37 protein-coding genes and 1 pseudogene are annotated in these 21356 nt (G+C 51.8%); 35 read left to right on the top strand and 3 right to left on the bottom strand.

All coding sequences use genetic code 11. The features are described 5' to 3' along the window. The 35 genes and pseudogenes from QCD69_RS21510 to QCD69_RS21680 all read left to right on the top strand — a co-directional run. A pseudogene (locus tag QCD69_RS21510) lies at positions 1-107 on the top strand (EF-Tu/IF-2/RF-3 family GTPase); the annotation flags it as partial. Positions 108-278: 171 nt separating this feature from the next. Next, positions 279-473, top strand: coding sequence for a bacterioferritin-associated ferredoxin (gene bfd / locus QCD69_RS21515; protein ID WP_125290986.1), 195 nt, complete (start codon positions 279-281; stop codon positions 471-473). Positions 474-556: 83 nt separating this feature from the next. After that, entirely contained in the window at positions 557-1030 is a 474-nt protein-coding gene (gene bfr, locus QCD69_RS21520; RefSeq protein WP_125290985.1) for a bacterioferritin, read from the top strand. A gap of 329 nt (positions 1031-1359) precedes the next feature. Then, positions 1360-1671 (top strand): 30S ribosomal protein S10, encoded by a 312-nt coding sequence (rpsJ, locus tag QCD69_RS21525; RefSeq protein ID WP_001181005.1) that lies wholly within the window; start codon positions 1360-1362, stop codon positions 1669-1671. A 32-nt stretch (positions 1672-1703) separates the two neighbouring features. Next, positions 1704-2333: a 50S ribosomal protein L3 gene (gene rplC, locus QCD69_RS21530; protein WP_301253465.1), complete on the top strand. Its 630-nt coding sequence runs from the start codon at positions 1704-1706 to the stop codon at positions 2331-2333. 10 nt (positions 2334-2343) lie between these two features. After that, the gene (gene rplD, locus QCD69_RS21535) at positions 2344-2949 is read left to right on the top strand and encodes a 50S ribosomal protein L4 (protein ID WP_125290983.1); all 606 of its coding nucleotides are present in this window, start codon (positions 2344-2346) and stop codon (positions 2947-2949) included. Then, positions 2946-3248 (top strand): 50S ribosomal protein L23, encoded by a 303-nt coding sequence (gene rplW, locus QCD69_RS21540; RefSeq protein WP_125290982.1) that lies wholly within the window; start codon positions 2946-2948, stop codon positions 3246-3248. Before rplD ends, rplW begins: the two co-directional genes overlap by 4 nt. A gap of 17 nt (positions 3249-3265) precedes the next feature. Next, a complete protein-coding gene (rplB, locus tag QCD69_RS21545; RefSeq protein WP_125290981.1) occupies positions 3266-4087 on the top strand; it encodes a 50S ribosomal protein L2 in 822 nt (273 codons plus the stop codon). Positions 4088-4103: 16 nt separating this feature from the next. Next, on the top strand, positions 4104-4382 hold the full coding sequence (rpsS, locus tag QCD69_RS21550; protein WP_013204132.1) for a 30S ribosomal protein S19: 279 nt from the start codon (positions 4104-4106) through the stop codon (positions 4380-4382). 12 nt (positions 4383-4394) lie between these two features. After that, the gene (rplV, locus tag QCD69_RS21555; protein WP_000447532.1) at positions 4395-4727 is read left to right on the top strand and encodes a 50S ribosomal protein L22; all 333 of its coding nucleotides are present in this window, start codon (positions 4395-4397) and stop codon (positions 4725-4727) included. Between the two features lie 17 nt (positions 4728-4744). Beyond that, entirely contained in the window at positions 4745-5443 is a 699-nt protein-coding gene (gene rpsC, locus QCD69_RS21560) for a 30S ribosomal protein S3 (protein ID WP_002919766.1), read from the top strand. A 12-nt stretch (positions 5444-5455) separates the two neighbouring features. Further along, complete coding sequence (gene rplP, locus QCD69_RS21565; RefSeq protein ID WP_002438716.1) at positions 5456-5866, top strand: 50S ribosomal protein L16; 411 nt, start codon at positions 5456-5458, stop codon at positions 5864-5866. Then, on the top strand, positions 5866-6057 hold the full coding sequence (gene rpmC, locus QCD69_RS21570) for a 50S ribosomal protein L29 (protein ID WP_024966580.1): 192 nt from the start codon (positions 5866-5868) through the stop codon (positions 6055-6057). Before rplP ends, rpmC begins: the two co-directional genes overlap by 1 nt. Continuing rightward, a complete protein-coding gene (rpsQ, locus tag QCD69_RS21575; RefSeq protein WP_024966581.1) occupies positions 6057-6311 on the top strand; it encodes a 30S ribosomal protein S17 in 255 nt (84 codons plus the stop codon). The genes rpmC and rpsQ overlap by 1 nt, the downstream gene beginning before the upstream one ends. 245 nt (positions 6312-6556) lie before the next feature. Beyond that, positions 6557-8032 carry an 8-oxoguanine deaminase gene (locus tag QCD69_RS21580; RefSeq protein ID WP_301253466.1) on the top strand — a complete coding sequence of 492 codons (1476 nt, stop codon included), beginning with the start codon at positions 6557-6559 and terminating at the stop codon, positions 8030-8032. A gap of 305 nt (positions 8033-8337) precedes the next feature. Beyond that, positions 8338-8709 (top strand): 50S ribosomal protein L14, encoded by a 372-nt coding sequence (rplN, locus tag QCD69_RS21585; protein ID WP_002919748.1) that lies wholly within the window; start codon positions 8338-8340, stop codon positions 8707-8709. A 10-nt stretch (positions 8710-8719) separates the two neighbouring features. Continuing rightward, positions 8720-9034 carry a 50S ribosomal protein L24 gene (rplX, locus tag QCD69_RS21590; RefSeq protein WP_020322770.1) on the top strand — a complete coding sequence of 105 codons (315 nt, stop codon included), beginning with the start codon at positions 8720-8722 and terminating at the stop codon, positions 9032-9034. Between the two features lie 14 nt (positions 9035-9048). After that, positions 9049-9588: a 50S ribosomal protein L5 gene (rplE, locus tag QCD69_RS21595; RefSeq protein ID WP_024966584.1), complete on the top strand. Its 540-nt coding sequence runs from the start codon at positions 9049-9051 to the stop codon at positions 9586-9588. 14 nt (positions 9589-9602) lie between these two features. Then, positions 9603-9908, top strand: a complete 306-nt coding sequence (gene rpsN, locus QCD69_RS21600; protein ID WP_052902737.1) for a 30S ribosomal protein S14 — start codon at positions 9603-9605, stop codon at positions 9906-9908. Positions 9909-9938: 30 nt separating this feature from the next. Then, positions 9939-10331, top strand: coding sequence for a 30S ribosomal protein S8 (rpsH, locus tag QCD69_RS21605; protein WP_052902739.1), 393 nt, complete (start codon positions 9939-9941; stop codon positions 10329-10331). Between the two features lie 11 nt (positions 10332-10342). After that, entirely contained in the window at positions 10343-10876 is a 534-nt protein-coding gene (gene rplF / locus QCD69_RS21610) for a 50S ribosomal protein L6 (RefSeq protein ID WP_253457742.1), read from the top strand. A 9-nt stretch (positions 10877-10885) separates the two neighbouring features. Further along, the gene (rplR, locus tag QCD69_RS21615) at positions 10886-11239 is read left to right on the top strand and encodes a 50S ribosomal protein L18 (RefSeq protein WP_004160572.1); all 354 of its coding nucleotides are present in this window, start codon (positions 10886-10888) and stop codon (positions 11237-11239) included. Positions 11240-11253: 14 nt separating this feature from the next. After that, complete coding sequence (gene rpsE, locus QCD69_RS21620) at positions 11254-11754, top strand: 30S ribosomal protein S5 (RefSeq protein WP_004160571.1); 501 nt, start codon at positions 11254-11256, stop codon at positions 11752-11754. Between the two features lie 5 nt (positions 11755-11759). Then, positions 11760-11939 carry a 50S ribosomal protein L30 gene (gene rpmD / locus QCD69_RS21625; RefSeq protein ID WP_004160569.1) on the top strand — a complete coding sequence of 60 codons (180 nt, stop codon included), beginning with the start codon at positions 11760-11762 and terminating at the stop codon, positions 11937-11939. 3 nt (positions 11940-11942) lie between these two features. Beyond that, positions 11943-12377, top strand: a complete 435-nt coding sequence (gene rplO, locus QCD69_RS21630; RefSeq protein ID WP_125290979.1) for a 50S ribosomal protein L15 — start codon at positions 11943-11945, stop codon at positions 12375-12377. A 7-nt stretch (positions 12378-12384) separates the two neighbouring features. Beyond that, positions 12385-13716 (top strand): preprotein translocase subunit SecY, encoded by a 1332-nt coding sequence (gene secY / locus QCD69_RS21635; RefSeq protein ID WP_124233601.1) that lies wholly within the window; start codon positions 12385-12387, stop codon positions 13714-13716. A gap of 32 nt (positions 13717-13748) precedes the next feature. Then, positions 13749-13865: a 50S ribosomal protein L36 gene (gene rpmJ / locus QCD69_RS21640; RefSeq protein WP_004160566.1), complete on the top strand. Its 117-nt coding sequence runs from the start codon at positions 13749-13751 to the stop codon at positions 13863-13865. A gap of 135 nt (positions 13866-14000) precedes the next feature. Next, positions 14001-14357, top strand: coding sequence for a 30S ribosomal protein S13 (gene rpsM / locus QCD69_RS21645; protein WP_048917626.1), 357 nt, complete (start codon positions 14001-14003; stop codon positions 14355-14357). A gap of 16 nt (positions 14358-14373) precedes the next feature. After that, on the top strand, positions 14374-14763 hold the full coding sequence (gene rpsK / locus QCD69_RS21650) for a 30S ribosomal protein S11 (protein WP_034899652.1): 390 nt from the start codon (positions 14374-14376) through the stop codon (positions 14761-14763). A 32-nt stretch (positions 14764-14795) separates the two neighbouring features. Beyond that, positions 14796-15416, top strand: a complete 621-nt coding sequence (rpsD, locus tag QCD69_RS21655; protein ID WP_004160561.1) for a 30S ribosomal protein S4 — start codon at positions 14796-14798, stop codon at positions 15414-15416. A gap of 25 nt (positions 15417-15441) precedes the next feature. Beyond that, positions 15442-16431 carry a DNA-directed RNA polymerase subunit alpha gene (locus QCD69_RS21660; RefSeq protein WP_002919219.1) on the top strand — a complete coding sequence of 330 codons (990 nt, stop codon included), beginning with the start codon at positions 15442-15444 and terminating at the stop codon, positions 16429-16431. Positions 16432-16471: 40 nt separating this feature from the next. Then, positions 16472-16855: a 50S ribosomal protein L17 gene (gene rplQ, locus QCD69_RS21665; RefSeq protein ID WP_120458461.1), complete on the top strand. Its 384-nt coding sequence runs from the start codon at positions 16472-16474 to the stop codon at positions 16853-16855. Between the two features lie 116 nt (positions 16856-16971). After that, positions 16972-17355, top strand: coding sequence for a DUF1992 domain-containing protein (locus tag QCD69_RS21670; protein ID WP_253457745.1), 384 nt, complete (start codon positions 16972-16974; stop codon positions 17353-17355). Beyond that, complete coding sequence (gene zntR / locus QCD69_RS21675; RefSeq protein WP_253457748.1) at positions 17343-17765, top strand: Zn(2+)-responsive transcriptional regulator; 423 nt, start codon at positions 17343-17345, stop codon at positions 17763-17765. The genes QCD69_RS21670 and zntR overlap by 13 nt, the downstream gene beginning before the upstream one ends. Positions 17766-17819: 54 nt before the next feature. Further along, positions 17820-18068, top strand: coding sequence for an alternative ribosome-rescue factor A (locus tag QCD69_RS21680; RefSeq protein WP_301253467.1), 249 nt, complete (start codon positions 17820-17822; stop codon positions 18066-18068). On the opposite strand, the gene mscL is transcribed toward QCD69_RS21680, so the two are convergent. The 3 genes from mscL to rsmB all read right to left on the bottom strand — a co-directional run bounded on the left by mscL (position 18059) and on the right by rsmB (position 21330). After that, entirely contained in the window at positions 18059-18469 is a 411-nt protein-coding gene (gene mscL, locus QCD69_RS21685) for a large-conductance mechanosensitive channel protein MscL (protein WP_125290976.1), read from the bottom strand. The two genes, QCD69_RS21680 and mscL, sit on opposite strands and share 10 nt — an antisense overlap. A 140-nt stretch (positions 18470-18609) precedes the next feature. After that, the gene (trkA, locus tag QCD69_RS21690; protein WP_301253468.1) at positions 18610-19986 is read right to left on the bottom strand and encodes a Trk system potassium transporter TrkA; all 1377 of its coding nucleotides are present in this window, start codon (positions 19984-19986) and stop codon (positions 18610-18612) included. A 54-nt stretch (positions 19987-20040) separates the two neighbouring features. Further along, the gene (gene rsmB / locus QCD69_RS21695; RefSeq protein ID WP_301253469.1) at positions 20041-21330 is read right to left on the bottom strand and encodes a 16S rRNA (cytosine(967)-C(5))-methyltransferase RsmB; all 1290 of its coding nucleotides are present in this window, start codon (positions 21328-21330) and stop codon (positions 20041-20043) included. Between the last annotated feature and the right edge of the window lie 26 nt (positions 21331-21356).

Consider the following 21356-nt stretch of genomic DNA (forward strand, 5'->3'; position numbering starts at 1 on the left):
TTGTTACCCTGATCCACCCAATCGCAATGGACGACGGTCTGCGTTTCGCAATCCGTGAAGGCGGCCGTACCGTTGGCGCGGGCGTTGTTGCTAAAGTTATCGCTTAATGGTAGATAACGGCAGAGTTCGCTCTGCTTGCTGATAAAAAGAGCACTTCGGTGCTCTTTTTTTATGGGCGCTATTCAGAAAGCGCAGGGTCAGAAAGGAAACCGCATTCAGGTTGAAATAAAAACGATTCTCATTTACAATTTGATCGTTATTTGTACCGGAATAAAATTATGTACGTCTGCCTGTGTAACGCCATCAGCGACAAAACCCTTCGTGAAGTGGTTCGCCGCTACCAGCCCAAATCTATCCAGCAGCTGCGCAAGCTCCTCCCTGTGGGCAAGCAGTGCGGCAAATGCCTGCGCCTGGCGCACGACATCATGAATGAAGAGCTGCCGAACGCGCCGCTGTATAAAGAGATTGCCTGATAATCCCCTGCAATTTGTCATGCTTTTTTGACTTCCCGGATTGTGCATCTACGATCTGAATAACCGGAAGCGGAGGAAGCAAGATGAAGGGCGATGCCAAAATCATAAGTCATTTAAACAAACTGCTTGGAAATGAGCTGGTTGCCATCAACCAGTACTTTTTGCACGCGCGGATGTTCAAAAACTGGGGACTGATGCGCCTTAACGATATTGAGTATCACGAGTCGATCGACGAGATGAAACATGCGGATAAATATATAGAGCGCATTCTTTTTCTCGAAGGCCTGCCTAACCTGCAGGATTTGGGGCGGTTACGCATTGGCGAAGACGTTGAGGAGATACTGCGTTCAGATTTGGCGCTGGAACTGGAAGGGGCCAGAGATCTGCGCGAGGCTATCTCTTATGCCGACAAGGTTCACGACTACGTCAGCCGCGATATGATGATCGTCATTCTGGAAGATGAAGAGCACCATATCGACTTTCTGGAAACCGAGCTGGAGCTGATCGCGAAAATCGGCGTGCAGAACTATCTCCAGTCACAAATAAAAGTGGAATAGCAGGGCCCATGTTGCTGAATAAATATACGCCGCCGAAACAGTAACTTCGGCGGCATTTTTGTCTCTGCCGTCCTCTTATTCCTCTTTCATTATCCCCTTCATGCAGCGATGACGGCAAGAAACACCTTGCAAAGCCCGCCCACGTACGTATAATGCGCGGGCCTGTCAGAAATGACGGCCCGGTTCAATCTGAACCGCAGGCGAGCAATTAGCTCCCTGACAATACTCCCAATCGGGGAGTTATGTGCAGACGATTACACTCCCCCATCAATCGTAATGGGTGTGAGTAGTAATTTTTTTCGTTTATAAATAATTGGAGCTCTGGTCTCATGCAGAACCAAAGAATCCGTATCCGTCTTAAAGCGTTTGATCATCGTCTGATCGATCAATCGACCGCAGAAATCGTTGAGACTGCCAAGCGCACTGGTGCGCAGGTTCGTGGTCCAATTCCTCTGCCGACCCGCAAAGAGCGCTTTACCGTTCTGATCTCCCCGCACGTCAACAAAGATGCGCGCGATCAGTATGAAATTCGCACTCACAAGCGTCTGGTTGACATCGTTGAGCCAACTGAAAAAACGGTTGATGCTCTGATGCGTCTGGATCTGGCTGCAGGTGTTGACGTGCAGATCAGCCTGGGTTAATCAGGTCATTGAGCGATTGAGAGGTTGAAACAATGATTGGTTTAGTCGGTAAAAAAGTGGGCATGACCCGCGTCTTCACTGAAGACGGCGTATCTATCCCAGTAACCGTGATCGAAATTGAAGCAAACCGCGTGACTCAGGTTAAGAACCTGGAAAACGACGGCTACACTGCTATCCAGGTAACTGCCGGTGCTAAAAAAGCAAACCGCGTCACCAAGCCTGAAGCAGGCCATTTTGCTAAAGCTGGCGTAGAAGCTGGCCGTGGTCTTTGGGAATTCCGTACCGCTGAAGGCGACGAGTTCACCGTAGGCCAGAGCATTAACGTTGATATTTTCGCTGACGTGAAAAAAGTTGACGTGACTGGCACATCTAAAGGTAAAGGTTTTGCCGGTACTGTTAAGCGCTGGAACTTCCGTACTCAGGATGCTACTCACGGTAACTCCTTGTCTCACCGCGTTCCGGGTTCTATCGGTCAGAACCAGACTCCGGGCAAAGTGTTCAAAGGCAAGAAAATGGCAGGCCAGCTGGGTAATGAGCGCGTAACCGTTCAGAGCCTGGACGTAGTACGTGTTGACGCTGAGCGCAACCTGCTGCTGGTTAAAGGTGCAGTTCCCGGTGCAACCGGTAGCGACCTGATTGTTAAACCAGCTGTGAAGGCGTAAGGGGATAGCAATGGAATTAGTATTGAAAGACGCGCAAAGCGCGCTGACTGTTTCCGAAACTACCTTCGGTCGTGATTTCAACGAAGCGCTGGTACATCAGGTTGTTGTTGCTTATGCAGCAGGTGCCCGTCAAGGTACCCGTGCTCAGAAGACCCGTGCTGAAGTAACTGGTTCCGGCAAAAAGCCGTGGCGCCAGAAAGGTACCGGCCGTGCGCGTGCAGGTTCTGCAAAGAGCCCAATCTGGCGTTCCGGTGGCGTGACCTTCGCTGCGAAGCCGCAGGACCACAGTCAAAAAGTTAACAAAAAGATGTACCGCGGCGCGCTGAAAAGCATCCTGTCCGAGCTGGTACGTCAAGATCGTCTGATCGTTGTCGAGCAGTTCTCTCTGGAAGCGCCTAAAACTAAGCTGCTGGTAGAGAAACTGAAAGACATGGCGCTGGAAGACGTGCTGATCATCACTGGCGAACTGGAAGAGAACCTGTTCCTGGCCGCTCGCAACCTGTACAAGGTTGACGTACGTGATGCAGCGGGTATCGACCCAGTTAGCCTGATCGCCTTCGACAAAGTCGTTATGACTGCTGATGCAGTTAAGCAAGTTGAGGAGATGCTGGCATGATCCGTGAAGAACGTCTGCTGAAAGTACTGCGCTCGCCGCACGTATCTGAAAAAGCGTCTGCTGCGATGGAAAAAACCAACACCATCGTTCTCAAAGTTGCTAAAGACGCGACCAAAGCAGAAATCAAAGCCGCTGTACAGAAGCTTTTCGAAGTGGAAGTGAAGGAAGTTAACACCCTGGTCATGAAAGGGAAAGTTAAACGTTCCGGACAGCGTATTGGCCGTCGTAACGACTGGAAAAAAGCTTACGTCACCCTGAAAGAAGGCCAGAATCTGGACTTCGTCGGCGGCGCTGAGTAAGTCGGAGGAGAAGAACAATGGCAGTTGTTAAATGTAAACCGACATCTCCGGGTCGTCGCCACGTAGTTAAAGTGGTAAACGCGGAGCTGCACAAGGGCAAACCATTTGCCCCGCTGGTAGAAAAAAACAGCAAATCCGGTGGCCGTAACAACAATGGTCGCATCACTACCCGTCATATCGGTGGTGGTCACAAGCAGGCTTACCGTATTGTTGACTTCAAACGCAACAAAGATGGTATCCCGGCTACCGTTGAACGTCTTGAGTACGATCCGAACCGCTCCGCGAACATCGCGCTGGTTCTGTACAAAGACGGCGAGCGCCGTTACATCCTGGCCCCTAAAGGCCTGAAAGCTGGCGACCAGATTCAGTCTGGCGTTGATGCGGCGATTAAAGCGGGTAACACCCTGCCGATGCGCAACATCCCAGTGGGTTCCACCGTACACAACGTAGAAATGAAACCAGGCAAAGGCGGTCAGATTGCCCGTTCAGCCGGTGCTTACGTGCAGATCGTTGCGCGTGAAGGTTCCTACGTTACCCTGCGTCTGCGTTCTGGTGAAATGCGTAAAGTCGAATCCGACTGCCGCGCGACCCTGGGCGAAGTCGGCAACGCTGAGCACATGCTTCGCGTTCTGGGTAAAGCCGGTGCAGCTCGTTGGCGTGGTGTTCGTCCTACCGTTCGCGGTACTGCGATGAACCCAGTCGATCACCCGCACGGTGGTGGTGAAGGTCGTAACTTTGGTAAGCACCCTGTTTCACCTTGGGGCCTGCAGACTAAAGGTAAGAAGACCCGTAGCAACAAGCGTACTGATAAATTTATCGTACGTCGCCGTAGCAAATAATTTTAGAGGATAAGCCATGCCACGTTCTCTCAAGAAAGGTCCTTTTATTGACCTGCACTTGCTGAAGAAGGTAGAGAAAGCGGTGGAAAGCGGAGACAAGAAGCCTTTGCGCACCTGGTCCCGTCGTTCAACGATCTTCCCTAACATGATCGGTTTGACCATCGCTGTCCATAATGGTCGTCAGCACGTTCCTGTCTTTGTTTCCGACGAAATGGTCGGTCACAAACTGGGTGAATTTGCACCGACTCGTACTTATCGCGGTCACACTGCTGATAAGAAAGCCAAGAAACGCTAACAGGAGGAAGAGATGGAAACTATCGCTAAACATCGCCACGCTCGTTCTTCTGCTCAGAAGGTTCGCCTGGTAGCAGATCTTGTCCGCGGTAAGAAAGTGTCGCAGGCTCTGGACATTTTGACCTACACCAATAAGAAAGCGGCTGTACTGGTCAAGAAAGTTCTGGAATCTGCCATTGCTAACGCCGAACACAACGATGGCGCTGACATTGATGATCTGAAAGTCACGAAGATCTTCGTAGACGAAGGCCCAAGCATGAAGCGCATTATGCCGCGTGCAAAAGGTCGTGCAGATCGCATCCTGAAGCGCACCAGCCACATTACTGTGGTTGTGTCCGATCGCTGAGACTCTGGAGACTAGCAATGGGTCAGAAAGTACATCCTAATGGTATTCGCCTGGGTATTGTTAAACCCTGGAACTCTACCTGGTTCGCAAATACCAAAGAATTCGCTGACAACCTGGACAGCGACTTTAAAGTACGTCAGTTCCTGACTAAAGAACTGGCTAAGGCGTCCGTTTCTCGTATCGTTATCGAGCGTCCGGCTAAGAGCATCCGTGTGACCATTCACACCGCTCGTCCTGGCATCGTGATCGGTAAGAAAGGCGAAGACGTAGAAAAACTGCGCAAGGTCGTAGCGGATATCGCTGGCGTTCCTGCACAGATCAATATCGCCGAAGTCCGTAAACCGGAACTGGACGCTAAACTGGTTGCTGACAGCATCACTTCACAGCTGGAGCGTCGCGTGATGTTCCGTCGTGCGATGAAGCGTGCTGTACAGAACGCAATGCGTCTGGGCGCTAAAGGGATCAAAGTTGAAGTTAGTGGCCGTCTGGGCGGTGCTGAAATCGCGCGTACCGAATGGTACCGTGAAGGCCGCGTGCCGTTGCACACCCTGCGTGCTGACATTGACTACAACACCTCTGAAGCGCACACCACTTACGGTGTAATCGGCGTTAAGGTATGGATCTTCAAAGGCGAGATCCTGGGTGGTATGGCTGCTGTTGAACAACCGGAACCGGCTGCTCAACCTAAAAAGCAGCAGCGTAAAGGCCGTAAGTAAGGAGAGTCGCTGATGTTACAACCAAAGCGTACAAAATTCCGTAAAGTGCACAAAGGCCGCAACCGTGGTCTGGCGCAGGGTACGGATGTTAGCTTCGGTACTTTCGGTCTGAAAGCTGTTGGCCGTGGTCGTCTGACTGCTCGTCAGATCGAAGCAGCACGTCGTGCTATGACCCGTGCAGTTAAGCGTCAAGGTAAAATTTGGATCCGTGTATTCCCGGACAAACCAATTACCGAGAAGCCGCTGGAAGTGCGTATGGGTAAAGGTAAGGGTAACGTTGAGTATTGGGTTGCCCTGATCCAGCCTGGTAAAGTCCTATATGAAATGGACGGTGTTCCGGAAGAGCTGGCCCGTGAAGCATTCAAGCTGGCAGCAGCAAAACTGCCTATCAAAACCACCTTTGTAACTAAGACGGTGATGTAATGAAAGCAACTGAGCTGCGTGAGAAAAGCGTTGAAGAGCTGAACACTGAGCTGCTTAACCTGCTGCGTGAGCAGTTTAACCTGCGCATGCAGGCAGCATCTGGCCAACTGCAACAGACTCATCTGTTGAAAAATGTTCGCCGTGATGTTGCACGCGTTAAGACTTTACTGACTGAGAAGGCGGGTGCGTAATGACCGATAAAATCCGTACTCTGCAAGGTCGTGTGACTAGCGACAAAATGGAGAAATCCATTGTTGTAGCTATCGAACGTTTCGTGAAACACCCAATCTACGGTAAGTTCATTAAGCGTACGACTAAACTGCACGTACATGACGAGAACAATGAATGTGGTATCGGCGACAAGGTTGAAATCCGTGAATGCCGTCCACTGTCCAAGACTAAGTCCTGGACCCTGGTTCGCGTTGTAGAGAAAGCGGTTCTGTAAGAACTTCTTCTCTCTGAAAAACCCCCGCTTGCGGGGGTTTTTTCTTTTCTGCTCTCCCGCTTTTCCCTCTGCAAAACCCTCATCAATGAATGCTCGCCGATTGCGGCAGCCGCCCGATGATCCCGATCACGTTTAATCTTTCCATAATGCTTAAGATAAGCTTATCGTTCGGCGCTGCCGGACGGACTTGCGCAGGGCGCGTGGGTAGTCAGCCCTGTATCGGGAATACGACATGGAAAGTAATTATGCACAATCAACCAGACCAGACCCGTCGGCTGCTGCTGACTCTACCGCTGCTTGCCGCTTCCTCTAAACTTTTTGCCGTCTCGCCCTCTGCGGCCGCGGCTAAAGAGCATCATCCCGTAAAACCTGGCCGGACGCTGCTGCTGAAAAACGCCGATATGATTGCCACTATGGATCACGAAAGGCGAGAGATCCGCCACGGCAGCATACTGATAAAAGGCAATGTTATTACGGCGGTCGGCAAAGCCGAAGAGCTACCGCAGCAGGCAGATGAGCTCATCGATCTGAAGGGACACATTGCCATTCCCGGGCTGATCAATACCCATCACCATATGTACCAGAGCCTGACGCGGGTCATTCCTCCTGCCCAGGATGGCGAGCTGTTTAAATGGATCAGCAACCTTTATCCCATCTGGCAGAAAATGACGCCGGAGATGATCCGCGTTTCGACCATGATGTCGATGGCCGAGCTGATCCTGTCCGGCTGCACCACGACCAGCGATCATCTTTACCTTTATCCTGGTGGCTGTAAATTAGATGACAGTATTGAAGCCGCCGCCCGGATGGGAATGCGTTTTCATGCCAGTCGCGGCAGCATGAGCCTGGGGCAGAGCAGGGGAGGACTGCCGCCGGATTCCCTGGTGGAAGACGAAGCGGCAATTTTGACCGACACCCAGCGGGTCATTGAGCGTTATCACGACGCCCGACGCGGCTCGATGCTGCGGATCGTAGTGGCGCCTTGCTCGCCTTTTTCCGTCACTCAGGATTTAATGAGGGAGTCGGCCAGCCTGGCGCGCAGCTATAAAGTGTCTCTGCACACTCATCTGGCGGAAAACGATAACGACGTTCGCTATAGCCAGGAAAAATTCAACCGTACGCCGGCGCAGTATGTTGAAGAGCTGGGCTGGGTCGGGCATGACGTGTGGCATGCCCACTGCGTGAAGCTGGATGATTACGGCATTAACCTTTTTGCCCGCACCGGCACGGGCATTGCACACTGCCCCTGTTCCAATATGCGGCTGGCCTCCGGTATCGCACCAGTAAGAACCATGCTCAATGCCGGCGTGAATGTGGGATTGGGCGTGGATGGTTCGGCGTCAAATGACACGGCGGATATGATAGCGGAAGTGCGTCAGGCGATGCTGTTGCAGCGGGTTGGCTTCGGCCCGGATGCGATGACGGCCAGGCAGGCGCTGGAACTGGCGACGCTTAACGGCGCAAAAGTGTTGAACCGTGACGATGTCGGCGCCATTGCGCCCGGTATGATGGCGGATATCGTCGCTTTCGATCTGAATCGTCCCGGCCTGGCAGGCGCCGGACACGATCCGCTGGCGGCGCTGGTCTTTTGCAATCCGGGAACGGTAGCTTACAGCGTGATTAATGGCAGAGTCGTGGTCGAGAAAGGGCAGATGACGGTGATGGATTTGGACAAAACCGTTGCGCAGCACAATGCGCTCGCCGCCACGCTTTATCCCTGAGCAGTGAAAATCGGCACAAAAGACGGTCAGAAAACCGTCTTTTTTACGAGCCGTTTCCAGAATTACGCCTTTAAACCCCCATCAAGCTGAAGAAGTGTGCAGATTACGATTGCTACCGGGTGAACAATTCCTTAGAATGTCGCGTTCCTCAATTTAGAGGATCAAATATCGACTCGATATGAGTCGTTTATTTTTTCTACCCATATGCGAGATGCGGTGTTATAATGCTGCGCCCTCAATAATGGGGCTTTTATACGACCTGAATCAGGTCCCGAAGTAGTAGTTGACATTAGCGGAGCACTAAAATGATCCAAGAACAGACTATGCTGAACGTCGCCGACAACTCCGGTGCACGTCGCGTAATGTGTATCAAGGTTCTGGGTGGCTCGCACCGTCGCTACGCAGGCGTAGGCGATATCATCAAAATTACCATCAAGGAAGCAATTCCTCGCGGTAAGGTTAAGAAAGGTGATGTGCTGAAGGCGGTAGTGGTGCGCACCAAGAAGGGTGTTCGTCGCCCGGACGGTTCTGTCATTCGCTTCGATGGTAATGCATGCGTTATTCTGAACAATAACAGCGAGCAGCCTATCGGAACGCGTATTTTTGGGCCGGTAACTCGTGAACTTCGTACTGAAAAGTTCATGAAAATTATCTCTCTGGCACCAGAAGTACTCTAAGGAGCGAAAAATGGCAGCTAAAATCCGTCGCGATGACGAAGTTATCGTGCTGACCGGCAAAGATAAAGGTAAGCGCGGTAAAGTTAAGAATGTCCTGTCTTCTGGCAAGGTCATTGTTGAAGGTATCAACCTGGTGAAGAAACATCAGAAGCCGGTTCCGGCTCTGAACCAACCAGGTGGCATCGTTGAAAAAGAAGCCGCTATTCAGGTTTCCAACGTTGCGCTTTACAACACTGCCACCGGCAAGGCTGACCGTGTAGGCTTTAGATTCGAAGACGGCAAAAAAGTCCGTTTCTTCAAGTCTAACAGCGAAACTATCAAGTAATTTGGAGTAGTACGATGGCGAAACTGCATGATTACTACAAAGACGAAGTAGTTAAGAAACTCATGACTGAGTTTAACTACAATTCTGTCATGCAAGTCCCTCGGGTCGAGAAGATCACCCTGAACATGGGTGTTGGTGAAGCGATCGCTGACAAGAAACTGCTGGATAACGCAGCAGCTGACCTGGCAGCAATCTCCGGTCAAAAACCGTTTATCACCAAAGCACGCAAATCTGTTGCAGGCTTCAAAATCCGTCAGGGCTATCCGATCGGCTGTAAAGTAACTCTGCGTGGCGAACGCATGTGGGAGTTCTTTGAGCGTCTGATCTCTATTGCTGTACCTCGTATCCGTGACTTCCGTGGCCTGTCCGCTAAGTCATTCGACGGTCGTGGTAACTACAGCATGGGCGTTCGTGAGCAGATCATCTTCCCAGAAATCGACTATGACAAAGTCGATCGCGTTCGTGGTTTGGATATTACCATTACCACTACTGCGAAATCTGACGATGAAGGCCGTGCTCTGCTGGCTGCCTTTGACTTCCCGTTCCGCAAGTAAGGTAGGGTTACTTCATGGCTAAGCAATCGATGAAGGCACGCGAAGTCGTTCGCGTAAAACTGGCTGATAAATACCGCGCTAAACGCGAGGAATTAAAAGCTATCATCTCTAGTGTGAACTCTTCCGACGAAGATCGTTGGAATGCGGTTCTCAAGCTGCAAACTCTGCCGCGTGATTCCAGCCCGTCCCGTCAGCGTAACCGCTGCCGCCAAACTGGCCGTCCACATGGTTATGTGGGCAAATTCGGGTTGAGCCGTATCAAGCTGCGTGAAGCCGCCATGCGCGGTGAAGTGCCTGGCTTGAAAAAGGCTAGCTGGTAATTACCAATTGAATCACGGGAGTAAAGACAGATGAGCATGCAAGATCCGATCGCGGATATGCTGACCCGTATCCGTAACGGTCAGGCCGCGAACAAAGTTGCGGTCACCATGCCTTCCTCCAAGCTGAAAGTGGCAATTGCCAACGTGCTGAAGGAAGAAGGATATATTGAAGAATTTAAAATCGAAGGCGACACCAAGCCAGAACTGGAACTGACTCTTAAGTATTTCCAGGGCAAGGCTGTGGTAGAAAGCATTCAGCGTGTAAGCCGTCCAGGTCTGCGTATCTACAAACGCAAAGACGAACTGCCAAAAGTAATGGCTGGACTGGGTATCGCTGTTGTTTCTACCTCTAAAGGTGTCATGACCGATCGTGCAGCGCGCCAGGCTGGTCTTGGTGGCGAAATTATCTGCTACGTAGCTTAACGGAGGAAAGAATGTCTCGTGTTGCTAAAGCACCTGTCGTCATTCCTGCCGGCGTAGAGGTAAAACTCGACGGTCAGGTTATTTCGATTAAAGGTAAAAACGGCGAGCTGACTCGTACTATCAACAATGCTGTAGAAGTTAAGCATGCTGACAACACTCTGACTTTCGCACCACGCGAAGGTTTTGCAGACGGTTGGGCACAGGCTGGTACTTCTCGCGCACTGCTGAACAGTATGGTTATCGGTGTTACCGAAGGCTTCACTAAGAAGCTGCAGCTGGTTGGTGTAGGTTATCGTGCGGCCGTGAAAGGCAACGCTGTGAGTCTGGCCCTGGGCTTTTCTCACCCTGTTGAACACGCGCTGCCAGCGGGAATCACTGCTGAATGCCCAACTCAAACTGAAATCGTGCTGAAAGGCGCTGATAAGCAGATGATTGGACAGGTTGCAGCCGATCTGCGCGCCTACCGTCGTCCTGAGCCTTATAAAGGCAAGGGTGTTCGTTACGCCGACGAAGTCGTGCGTACCAAAGAGGCTAAGAAGAAGTAAGGTAACACTATGGATAAGAAATCTGCTCGTATCCGTCGTGCGACCCGCGCACGCCGCAAGCTCAAAGAGCTGGGTGCAACTCGCCTGGTGGTACATCGTACCCCGCGTCATATTTACGCACAGGTAATTGCTCCAAACGGTTCTGAAGTTCTGGTTGCTGCTTCTACAGTAGAAAAAGCAATCAGTGAGCAACTGAAGTACACTGGAAACAAAGACGCCGCCGCCGCTGTTGGTAAAGCAGTTGCTGAGCGCGCAATCGAAAAAGGCATCACTGGTGTTTCTTTCGACCGCTCTGGTTTCCAATATCATGGTCGTGTCCAGGCACTGGCAGATGCTGCCCGTGAAGCTGGCCTACAGTTCTAAGGTAGAGGTGTAAGATGGCACACATCGAAAAACAAGCTGGCGAACTGCAGGAAAAGCTGATCGCGGTAAATCGCGTATCGAAAACCGTTAAAGGTGGTCGTATTTTCTCCTTCACTGCACTGACAGTGGTAGGCGACGGTAACGGTCGCATCGGTTTTGGTTACGGTAAAGCGCGTGAAGTTCCAGCAGCGATCCAGAAAGCGATGGAAAAAGCTCGTCGCAATATGATCAATGTCGCGCTGAACAACGGCACCCTGCAGCACCCTGTTAAAGGTGTGCACACAGGTTCTCGTGTGTTCATGCAGCCGGCTTCTGAAGGTACCGGTATCATTGCCGGCGGTGCAATGCGCGCCGTTCTGGAAGTCGCTGGGGTTCATAACGTTCTGGCTAAAGCCTACGGTTCCACTAACCCGATTAACGTGGTTCGTGCAACGCTGGATGGCCTGGCCAACATGAATTCCCCAGAAATGGTCGCTGCCAAGCGTGGCAAATCCGTTGAAGACATTCTGGGGTAATGACCATGGCTAAGACTATTAAAATTACTCAAACCCGCAGTTCGATCGGACGTTTGCCGAAACACAAGGCAACGCTGCTTGGCCTGGGTCTGCGTCGTATTAACCACACCGTAGAGCGTGAAGACACGCCAGCTGTACGCGGCATGGTTAACGCGATTTCCTACATGGTTAAAGTGGAGGAGTAACAGATGCGTTTAAATACTCTGTCTCCGGCCGACGGGTCTAAACACGCTTCCAAGCGTCTGGGTCGTGGTATCGGTTCTGGCCTCGGTAAAACCGGCGGTCGTGGTCACAAAGGTCAGAACTCTCGTTCTGGCGGTGGCGTACGTCGTGGGTTCGAAGGTGGCCAGATGCCTCTGTACCGTCGTCTGCCGAAATTCGGTTTCACCTCTCGCAAATCTATGGTTACGACAGAAGTTCGTCTGTCTGACCTGGCGAAAGTTGAAGGCGGGATCGTCGACCTGAACACGCTGAAAGCGGCCAACATTATCGGTATTCAGATCGAATTCGCTAAGGTTATCCTGTCTGGCGAAGTCTCTGCTCCGGTAACGGTTCGCGGTCTGCGTGTCACTAAAGGCGCTCGTGCTGCAATCGAAGCTGCTGGCGGTAAAATTGAGGAATAAGTAGCAGATGGCTAAGCAACCGGGATTAGATTTTCAAAGTGCCAAAGGTGGTTTTGGCGAACTAAAACGCAGACTTCTGTTTGTGATTGGTGCGCTGATTGTATTCCGCATTGGCTCTTTTATTCCAATCCCTGGTATCGATGCCACTGTACTTGCCAAACTGCTTGAGCAACAGCGTGGCACCATCATTGAAATGTTCAACATGTTCTCTGGTGGTGCTCTGAGCCGTGCTTCTATCTTTGCCCTGGGTATTATGCCGTATATTTCGGCCTCGATTATTATCCAGCTGCTGACCGTGGTTCATCCCGCGCTGGCAGAAATAAAGAAAGAAGGGGAGGCTGGCCGTCGTAAGATTAGCCAGTACACCCGCTACGGCACACTGGTACTGGGCATATTTCAGTCTATCGGTATTGCTACCGGTCTGCCGAATATGCCTGGAATGCAGGGCCTGGTGTTAAACCCAGGCTTTGCCTTCTACTTTACCGCTGTTGTCAGCCTGGTGACCGGGACAATGTTCCTGATGTGGCTGGGTGAACAGATTACTGAGCGGGGTATCGGCAACGGTATCTCCATCATAATCTTCGCTGGTATTGTTGCGGGACTGCCGCCGGCCATTGGCCATACCATCGAGCAAGCGCGGCAAGGCGACCTGCACTTCCTCCTGTTGCTGTTGGTTGCAGTTCTTGTATTTGCAGTGACCTTCTTCGTTGTTTTCGTTGAGCGTGGTCAACGCCGCATTGTGGTGAACTATGCGAAACGTCAGCAAGGCCGTCGTGTCTATGCTGCGCAGAGCACACATTTACCGTTGAAAGTGAATATGGCAGGGGTTATCCCGGCAATCTTTGCTTCCAGCATTATCCTGTTCCCGGCGACCATAGCTTCATGGTTCGGGGGCGGAACCGGTTGGAACTGGCTGACGACTATTTCAATGTATTTGCAGCCTGGTCAACCGCTTTATGTGTTACTCTATGCGACTGCAATCATCTTCTTCTGTTTCTTCTATACGGCGTTGGTTTTCAACCCGCGTGAAACAGCAGATAACCTGAAGAAGTCTGGTGCATTTGTACCAGGAATTCGTCCGGGAGAACAGACGGCGAAGTACATCGATAAAGTAATGACTCGCCTCACGTTAGTGGGTGCGCTCTACATTACTTTCATCTGCCTAATCCCGGAGTTCATGCGTGATGCGATGAAAGTTCCATTCTACTTCGGCGGTACTTCACTGCTGATCGTAGTTGTTGTCATCATGGACTTTATGGCTCAAGTGCAAACTCTGATGATGTCCAGTCAATACGAGTCTGCATTGAAGAAAGCAAACCTGAAGGGCTACGGCCGTTAATTCAGGCGCTTGAGAAGTTACGGAGAGTAAAAATGAAAGTTCGTGCTTCCGTCAAGAAATTATGTCGTAACTGCAAAATCATCCGTCGTGATGGTGTCGTACGTGTGATTTGCAGCGCCGAGCCTAAGCATAAACAGCGTCAGGGCTAATATTTTTCTTGCAAAGTCGGGTTGAGCTGGCTAGATTAGCCAGCCAATCTTTTGTATGTCTATGCGTTTCCATTTGAGTATCCTGAAAACGGGCTTTTCAGCATGGGGCGCATATTTAAATAGTAGGAGTGCATAGTGGCCCGTATAGCAGGCATTAACATTCCTGATCATAAACATACTGTTATCGCACTAACCGCGATCTTCGGTATCGGCAAGACCCGCTCACAGGCTATCTGTGCATCAACGGGAATCGCTGAAAATGTTAAGATCAGTGAGCTGTCTGAAGAACAAATCGACATTCTGCGTGACGCAGTTGCAAAGTTTGTTGTTGAAGGCGATCTGCGTCGTGAAGTCACCCTGAGCATCAAGCGTCTGATGGACCTTGGTTGCTATCGTGGTTTACGTCATCGTCGTGGTCTTCCAGTGCGCGGTCAGCGTACCAAGACCAACGCACGTACCCGTAAGGGTCCGCGTAAACCGATCAAGAAATAATCGGGGTGATTGAATAATGGCAAAGGCACCAGTTCGTGCACGCAAGCGTGTAAGAAAGCAAGTCTCTGATGGCGTGGCTCATGTCCATGCATCTTTCAACAACACCATCGTGACCATTACCGATCGTCAGGGTAACGCGCTGGGTTGGGCAACAGCCGGTGGTTCCGGTTTCCGTGGTTCTCGTAAATCTACGCCGTTCGCTGCACAGGTTGCCGCTGAACGTTGCGCAGACGCCGTGAAAGAGTACGGTATTAAGAACCTGGAAGTTATGGTTAAGGGTCCTGGTCCAGGCCGCGAATCAACGATTCGTGCTCTGAACGCTGCTGGTTTCCGCATCACTAATATTACTGATGTGACTCCGATCCCTCACAACGGTTGTCGTCCGCCGAAAAAACGCCGCGTATAACGCTCGTTTTTTAGGAATGTTGGAGAAAGAAAATGGCAAGATATTTGGGTCCTAAGCTCAAGCTGAGCCGTCGTGAAGGTACAGACCTCTTCCTGAAGTCTGGCGTTCGCGCGATTGATACCAAGTGTAAGATTGAACAAGCCCCTGGCCAGCACGGTGCGCGTAAACCGCGTCTGTCTGACTATGGCGTACAGTTACGTGAAAAGCAAAAAGTTCGTCGTATCTACGGCGTGCTGGAGCGTCAGTTCCGTAACTATTATAAAGAAGCAGCACGTCTGAAAGGCAACACCGGTGAAAACCTGTTAGCTCTGCTGGAAGGTCGTCTGGATAACGTTGTTTACCGTATGGGCTTTGGCGCCACTCGTGCAGAAGCACGTCAGCTGGTTAGCCACAAATCCATCATGGTAAATGGTCGCGTTGTTAGCATCGCTTCTTATCAGGTAACTCCGAATGACGTTGTTAGCATCCGTGAGAAAGCCAAAAAGCAGTCTCGCGTGAAAGCCGCTCTGGAGCTGGCTGAGCAGCGTGAAAAGCCAACCTGGCTGGAAGTTGATGCAACTAAGATGGAAGGTGTGTTCAAACGTATTCCTGAACGTACCGATCTGTCTGCGGACATTAACGAACACCTGATCGTCGAGCTTTACTCCAAGTAAAGCTTAGTACCAAAGAGAGGACACAATGCAGGGTTCTGTGACAGAGTTTCTAAAACCGCGCCTGGTAGATATCGAGCAAGTGAGTTCGACGCACGCCAAGGTGACCCTTGAGCCTTTAGAGCGTGGCTTTGGCCATACTCTTGGTAACGCACTGCGCCGTATTCTGCTTTCATCAATGCCGGGTTGCGCGGTGACCGAGGTTGAAATTGATGGTGTACTACATGAGTACAGCACCAAAGAGGGCGTACAGGAAGATATCCTGGAAATCCTGCTCAACCTGAAAGGGCTGGCGGTAAGAGTTCAGGGGAAAGATGAAGTTATTCTTACTCTGAATAAATCTGGCATTGGCCCTGTGACTGCAGCCGATATCACCCATGATGGTGATGTCGAAATCGTCAAGCCGCAGCACGTGATCTGCCACCTGACTGATGAGAACGCGGCTATCAGCATGCGTATCAAAGTTCAGCGCGGTCGTGGTTATGTGCCGGCTTCTGCCCGAATTCATTCGGAAGAAGATGAGCGCCCGATCGGTCGTCTGTTGGTCGACGCCTGCTACAGCCCTGTAGAGCGTATTGCCTACAATGTTGAAGCAGCGCGTGTAGAACAGCGTACTGACCTGGACAAGCTGGTCATCGAAATGGAAACCAACGGCACTATCGATCCTGAAGAAGCGATCCGCCGTGCGGCAACCATTCTGGCTGAACAACTGGAAGCTTTCGTTGACTTACGTGATGTACGTCAGCCGGAAGTGAAAGAAGAGAAACCAGAATTCGATCCGATCCTGCTGCGCCCTGTTGACGATCTGGAATTGACTGTCCGCTCTGCTAACTGCCTTAAGGCAGAAGCTATCCACTACATCGGTGATCTGGTACAGCGTACCGAGGTTGAGCTGCTTAAAACGCCTAACCTTGGTAAAAAATCTCTTACCGAGATTAAAGACGTGCTGGCTTCTCGTGGTCTGTCTCTGGGCATGCGCCTGGAAAACTGGCCGCCCGCTAGCATCGCTGATGAATAACCCGATCACAGGTTAAGGTTTCACTGAGAAGGATAAGGTCATGCGCCATCGTAAGAGTGGTCGTCAACTGAACCGCAACAGCAGCCATCGCCAGGCTATGTTCCGCAACATGGCAGGCTCTTTGGTTCGTCATGAAATCATCAAGACGACCCTGCCAAAAGCGAAAGAGCTGCGTCGTGTAGTTGAGCCGCTGATTACTCTTGCCAAGACCGACAGCGTAGCTAATCGTCGTCTGGCATTCGCCCGCACTCGTGATAACGAGATCGTGGCAAAACTGTTTAACGAGCTGGGCCCGCGTTTCGCGAGCCGTGCCGGTGGATACACTCGTATTCTGAAGTGTGGCTTCCGCGCTGGTGACAACGCTCCGATGGCTTACATCGAGCTGGTTGATCGTCCAGAAGCTCAAGCAGAAGCAGCAGAGTAATATCTGCCGCAATCTGGAAAAACCGGGCGTATGCCCGGTTTTTTTATATCTGAAATTTCCCCTCCCTTTTACAACGCGCTATCCTGTTTGTTCTTTCCCCCGTCCACGAGGTCATAATGTGGTTATTTGACCAGCTGGTAGAACAGCACATTGCTGAAGCCCAAAAAAAGGGTGAATTCGATAATCTGCCCGGCAGCGGTAAAAAGCTGGCGCTGGATGACGACAGTCACGTGCCGCCCGAACTGCGCGCGGCGTATCGCCTGATGAAGAATTCCGGTTTTCTCCCGCCCGAGCTGGAAATGCGTCGCGAAGCGGTGGAGCTCAACGAACTGCTTGCCGGTATTGAACCCACGGATGAGCGCTATGCTCAACATGCTAAACACCTCGCGCTTTTAGAAAGCAAGCTCAGGCAGGCAGGGATGAGTACCGACTTCCTCAGGAGCGAGTATGGCGGGCAATTACAGCAGCGGCTTTTTGGAGAAAAGGCATGTATAAAATAGGTCAGCTGGCGAAACTGGCGGACGTAACGCCCGATACGATCCGCTATTATGAAAAGCAGCAAATGATGGATCATGAGATCCGCACGGAAGGCGGTTTCCGGCTCTATAGCCAGAACGATCTTCAGCGGCTGCGGTTTATTCGTTATGGCAGACAGCTGGGCTTTAGCCTGGAAGCCATTCGTGAACTGCTTTCAATCCGCATCGATCCTGAACACCATACCTGTCAGGAGTCGAAAACTATTGTGCAAACGAGACTGCAGGAAGTCGAAAGCATGATCGCTGAACTGCAACATATGCAGCGTTCACTGACCAGGCTGAATGATGCCTGCTGCGGGACGGCTCACAGCAGCGTTTACTGCTCCATACTGGAAGCGTTAGAAAAAGGCGCGCTGGCCCCGACGGCGGATTGATCTTTTGCCGTTTGAGTTCTATATTCATTGCCGATTCAACCATAAGGAAGGTATATGACTAAATATCAGCACAAGAAAGGCACCATTCGCGATAACGCGCTGGAGGCTTTACTACACGATCCGCTGTTCAAAACGCGTATCGAAGCGAATAAAAAAGGCAAAGGCAGCTATCGGCGTAAGGACAAGCACGTAGCCCGGGAGGCCAGTGGTAAAGCAGACTTTACCACTGGCCTTCTGCTTTCAGGCCATAAAAAAAACCGCCCTGGAAGGCGGTTCTTTTTTTACTGGTGCTGTCAGATCTGACCGTTTTTCTGCTTCAGCAAATCACGGATTTCAGTCAGCAGCGTTTCTTCCGCGCTGATTTTAGGCGCAGGCTTTTCAACTTCTTTCTTCTTGTGCAGCTTGTTCATCAGCTTAATAGCCAGGAAGATAGCGAAAGCCACGATGATAAAATCAAAAACGTTCTGTAGGAAGATACCGTACTGCATCACAACCGCAGGCGCATCGCCGACGGCAGGTTTCAGTACCCAGCCAAACTGTTTAAAGTCTATTCCACCAATCAATAATCCCAGCGGCGGCATAATAATGTTCGCCACTAAAGAAGAAACGATCTTACCGAATGCGGCACCAATAATTACACCGACCGCCAGATCGACAACGTTGCCGCGCATAGCGAAATCGCGAAACTCTTTGAATAAACTCATTGTTATCTCCTTTCCTGTGCCAGTGAGTAAGTCTAACAAACGAACCGGCTTTTGCCATGTTAACGGCGGAGAAAAACAAGACGGGTGAAAAGAGCAGCGCTAAGGGGTAACACGGCGCCAGTCCCTGGCAGCGCGAAGCGTTATAAAAAGAACGGGCTGGGCTGGAACAGTCTTTCCACGTCTGGCACAAATTTCTTGTCGGTCAGGAACATGATCACATGATCGCCTTGTTCGATCCGCAGATTGTCGTTAGCGATCATTACATCATCGCCGCGCACAACCGCGCCAATAATAGTCCCCGGCGGCAGCTTGATATCGTCAATCGATCTGCCGACAACGCGCGAGGTGGTTTCGTCCCCATGCGCGATCGCCTCGATCGCTTCGGCCACGCCACGGCGCAGCGAGGAGACGCCGACAATATCGGCCTTACGCACGTGGCCCAGCAGCGCAGAAATCGTCGCCTGCTGCGGCGAGATGGCGATATCGATCACGCTGCCCTGCACCAGATCGACGTAGGCTTTTCGCTGGATCAGCACCATCACTTTCTTCGCGCCCATTTTCTTCGCCAGCATTGCCGACATGATATTGGCTTCGTCATCATTGGTAATGGCAATAAAAAGATCGATCTGATCGATATGCTCTTCGGCCAGCAGTTCCTGATCCGACGCATCGCCGTAAAAGACGATGGTGTTTTGCAGCAGCTCGGCCAGCTCGGCGGCGCGCTGCTGATTACGTTCAATCAGTTTTACGCTGTAATTTTTTTCCAGCCGCTGTGCCAGACCCGATCCAATATTACCGCCGCCAACAATCATAATGCGCTTATAGGGCTTTTCCAGACGCTGGTATTCGCTCATTACGGCACGGATATGCTGGCTTGCGGCGATAAAAAAGACCTCGTCGCCTGCTTCCACAATCGTTGAACCCTGCGGACGGATAGGGCGGTCCTGACGGAAGATAGCGGCGACGCGCGTATCAATGTGCGGCATATGCTCACGCATGATCGCCAGAGGATTACCGACCAGCGGCCCGCCATAATAGGCTTTTACTACCGCCAGGCTGACCTTGCCTTCGGCGAAATTGACCACCTGTAGCGCGCCCGGATATTCGATTAGCCGGTAAATATTGTCAATAACCAGCTGTTCTGGCGAGATCAAATGATCAATCGGCACGGCTTCCGGGATAAAGAGCCGCTCGGCATCGCGCAGATAGTCCGGCGCGCGGATACGGGCGATACGGTTTGGCGTATTAAAAAGAGAGTAGGCTACCTGACAGGCAACCATATTGGTTTCGTCCGAGCTGGTTACCGCTACCAGCATATCGGCATCTTCCGCGCCCGCTTCACGCAGCACCCGTGGATGGGAACCGTGGCCCTGCACAACGCGTAAATCGTATTTATCCTGTAACTGACGCAGGCGACCGGAATCCGTATCCACCACGGTAATATCGTTGTTTTCACCTACCAGGTTTTCGGCAAGCGTGCCGCCGACCTGACCGGCGCCAAGAATAATGATTTTCATTGTGCTTCAGTCTGTTCAGGAAAATGGATTAGGCCGGACGTGCCGGCCGCTACGTTATTTTTTTACCAGCTTCGCATAATAAAACCCGTCACCGCCCTGAGCATCAGGAAAAACCTGAATCCCGGGCTGCTTTTCGTCACCGGTATCACTCAGCGTAGCATCAGTATGACGCGCTAAGAATGCCGCAACCTGCAGATGGTTTTCTTCCGGCAGAACCGAACAGGTAGCATAGAGCAAAGTGCCGCCGGGCTTCAGATGTGGCCAGACAGCATCCAGAATTTGCTGCTGAATAGCCGCCAGTTCGGGAATATCGCGGTCGCGACGCAGCCATTTAATATCCGGATGACGACGAATAACGCCGGTTGCCGAGCATGGCGCATCCAATAAAATGCGATCGAACTGCCTGTCGCCGCACCATTGTTCAGGCGCTGTCCCATCGCCGACTTTCACTTCGGCAGTCATATTCAGCCGCTGCAAATTTTCGCTGACCCTGGCCAGCCGCTTTGCATCGATATCTACGGCCAGCACGCTGGCTTCAGGCGCGGCTTCCAGAATATGCGTGGTTTTACCGCCCGGCGCGGCGCAGAGATCCAGAATCGTTTCGCCGTTTTGCGGATCGAGCAAGGCGACACAGCCCTGGGCAGAGACATCCTGTACCGTTACCCAGCCCAGATCGAATCCGGGTAGCTGCGAGACCGGGCAGGGAGCTTCAAGCCGTAGAGCATCCTTGTGCACCGGATGCGGCTCGGCATTTTTACCGGCTTCCTGCAGCAGCGTCAGCCACGCTTCACGGCTGTGATGCTGTCGATTAACGCGCAGCCACATTGGCGGGCGCTGGTTGTTAGCGTCCACGATTTGCGGCCACTGCTCGGGCCAGGCGTTTCTGAGCCTTGCCAGCAGCCATTTTGGATGCAGGTACTGCTGATCGCCTTCGGCCATCGCCGTCGTCAGTTCCTCCTGCTTGCGCTGGAACTGGCGCAGTACGCCGTTGATCAGCCCCTTCAACTGCTGCCGTTTGAGTGCGACCGCGCCTTCCACCGTCTCCGCCAGCGCAGCGTGAGCAGGGATACGGGTAAACATCAGCTGGTAAAGACCCACCATAATCAGGAAATGAAGGGCGCGTTGCTTTCCGGTAAGCGGGCGCTCCATCAGCTGACTGATAACCCACTCCAGCTGCGGCAGCGTACGCAACACGCCATAGCAAAGCTCCTGTAGCAGCGCGGCGTCTTTTTCCGCCAGCAATTTTTGCGCGACAGGCAGCACGGTGCTTAATGACTCGCCACGCTCGACTACTTTCTCAATAGTCTCGGCAGCCACGCTGCGCAGATTGGTATTTTTTTTCATAGGATCGCTTTAAATATCGCCCGACA

It is taken from the genome of Erwinia sp. PsM31, assembly GCF_030433775.1.
GTDB classification, from domain to species: domain Bacteria; phylum Pseudomonadota; class Gammaproteobacteria; order Enterobacterales; family Enterobacteriaceae; genus Erwinia; species Erwinia aeris.

Bases quoted from the DNA above. Each gene is read 5' to 3' on its own strand.
- rpmJ (WP_004160566.1), top strand. From the start codon at position 13,749: ATGAAAGTTCGTGCTTCCGTCAAGAAATTATGTCGTAACTGCAAAATC.
- rplF (WP_253457742.1), top strand. From the start codon at position 10,343: ATGTCTCGTGTTGCTAAAGCACCTGTCGTCATTCCTGCCGGCGTAGAG.
- rpsH (WP_052902739.1), top strand. From the start codon at position 9,939: ATGAGCATGCAAGATCCGATCGCGGATATGCTGACCCGTATCCGTAAC.
- QCD69_RS21580 (WP_301253466.1), top strand. From the start codon at position 6,557: ATGCACAATCAACCAGACCAGACCCGTCGGCTGCTGCTGACTCTACCG.
- rpsK (WP_034899652.1), top strand. From the start codon at position 14,374: ATGGCAAAGGCACCAGTTCGTGCACGCAAGCGTGTAAGAAAGCAAGTC.
- rplD (WP_125290983.1), top strand. From the start codon at position 2,344: ATGGAATTAGTATTGAAAGACGCGCAAAGCGCGCTGACTGTTTCCGAA.
- rplR (WP_004160572.1), top strand. From the start codon at position 10,886: ATGGATAAGAAATCTGCTCGTATCCGTCGTGCGACCCGCGCACGCCGC.
- rplC (WP_301253465.1), top strand. From the start codon at position 1,704: ATGATTGGTTTAGTCGGTAAAAAAGTGGGCATGACCCGCGTCTTCACT.
- QCD69_RS21660 (WP_002919219.1), top strand. From the start codon at position 15,442: ATGCAGGGTTCTGTGACAGAGTTTCTAAAACCGCGCCTGGTAGATATC.
- trkA (WP_301253468.1), bottom strand. From the start codon at position 19,986: ATGAAAATCATTATTCTTGGCGCCGGTCAGGTCGGCGGCACGCTTGCC.
- rpsE (WP_004160571.1), top strand. From the start codon at position 11,254: ATGGCACACATCGAAAAACAAGCTGGCGAACTGCAGGAAAAGCTGATC.
- QCD69_RS21670 (WP_253457745.1), top strand. From the start codon at position 16,972: ATGTGGTTATTTGACCAGCTGGTAGAACAGCACATTGCTGAAGCCCAA.
- rpsD (WP_004160561.1), top strand. From the start codon at position 14,796: ATGGCAAGATATTTGGGTCCTAAGCTCAAGCTGAGCCGTCGTGAAGGT.
- zntR (WP_253457748.1), top strand. From the start codon at position 17,343: ATGTATAAAATAGGTCAGCTGGCGAAACTGGCGGACGTAACGCCCGAT.
- rpsJ (WP_001181005.1), top strand. From the start codon at position 1,360: ATGCAGAACCAAAGAATCCGTATCCGTCTTAAAGCGTTTGATCATCGT.
- rplQ (WP_120458461.1), top strand. From the start codon at position 16,472: ATGCGCCATCGTAAGAGTGGTCGTCAACTGAACCGCAACAGCAGCCAT.
- rplE (WP_024966584.1), top strand. From the start codon at position 9,049: ATGGCGAAACTGCATGATTACTACAAAGACGAAGTAGTTAAGAAACTC.
- rpmC (WP_024966580.1), top strand. From the start codon at position 5,866: ATGAAAGCAACTGAGCTGCGTGAGAAAAGCGTTGAAGAGCTGAACACT.
- bfr (WP_125290985.1), top strand. From the start codon at position 557: ATGAAGGGCGATGCCAAAATCATAAGTCATTTAAACAAACTGCTTGGA.
- rpsN (WP_052902737.1), top strand. From the start codon at position 9,603: ATGGCTAAGCAATCGATGAAGGCACGCGAAGTCGTTCGCGTAAAACTG.
- rplB (WP_125290981.1), top strand. From the start codon at position 3,266: ATGGCAGTTGTTAAATGTAAACCGACATCTCCGGGTCGTCGCCACGTA.
- rplO (WP_125290979.1), top strand. From the start codon at position 11,943: ATGCGTTTAAATACTCTGTCTCCGGCCGACGGGTCTAAACACGCTTCC.
- rplV (WP_000447532.1), top strand. From the start codon at position 4,395: ATGGAAACTATCGCTAAACATCGCCACGCTCGTTCTTCTGCTCAGAAG.
- rpsS (WP_013204132.1), top strand. From the start codon at position 4,104: ATGCCACGTTCTCTCAAGAAAGGTCCTTTTATTGACCTGCACTTGCTG.
- rplW (WP_125290982.1), top strand. From the start codon at position 2,946: ATGATCCGTGAAGAACGTCTGCTGAAAGTACTGCGCTCGCCGCACGTA.
- rpsC (WP_002919766.1), top strand. From the start codon at position 4,745: ATGGGTCAGAAAGTACATCCTAATGGTATTCGCCTGGGTATTGTTAAA.
- rpmD (WP_004160569.1), top strand. From the start codon at position 11,760: ATGGCTAAGACTATTAAAATTACTCAAACCCGCAGTTCGATCGGACGT.
- bfd (WP_125290986.1), top strand. From the start codon at position 279: ATGTACGTCTGCCTGTGTAACGCCATCAGCGACAAAACCCTTCGTGAA.
- rpsQ (WP_024966581.1), top strand. From the start codon at position 6,057: ATGACCGATAAAATCCGTACTCTGCAAGGTCGTGTGACTAGCGACAAA.
- rplN (WP_002919748.1), top strand. From the start codon at position 8,338: ATGATCCAAGAACAGACTATGCTGAACGTCGCCGACAACTCCGGTGCA.
- mscL (WP_125290976.1), bottom strand. From the start codon at position 18,469: ATGAGTTTATTCAAAGAGTTTCGCGATTTCGCTATGCGCGGCAACGTT.
- secY (WP_124233601.1), top strand. From the start codon at position 12,385: ATGGCTAAGCAACCGGGATTAGATTTTCAAAGTGCCAAAGGTGGTTTT.
- rsmB (WP_301253469.1), bottom strand. From the start codon at position 21,330: ATGAAAAAAAATACCAATCTGCGCAGCGTGGCTGCCGAGACTATTGAG.
- rplP (WP_002438716.1), top strand. From the start codon at position 5,456: ATGTTACAACCAAAGCGTACAAAATTCCGTAAAGTGCACAAAGGCCGC.
- QCD69_RS21680 (WP_301253467.1), top strand. From the start codon at position 17,820: ATGACTAAATATCAGCACAAGAAAGGCACCATTCGCGATAACGCGCTG.
- rplX (WP_020322770.1), top strand. From the start codon at position 8,720: ATGGCAGCTAAAATCCGTCGCGATGACGAAGTTATCGTGCTGACCGGC.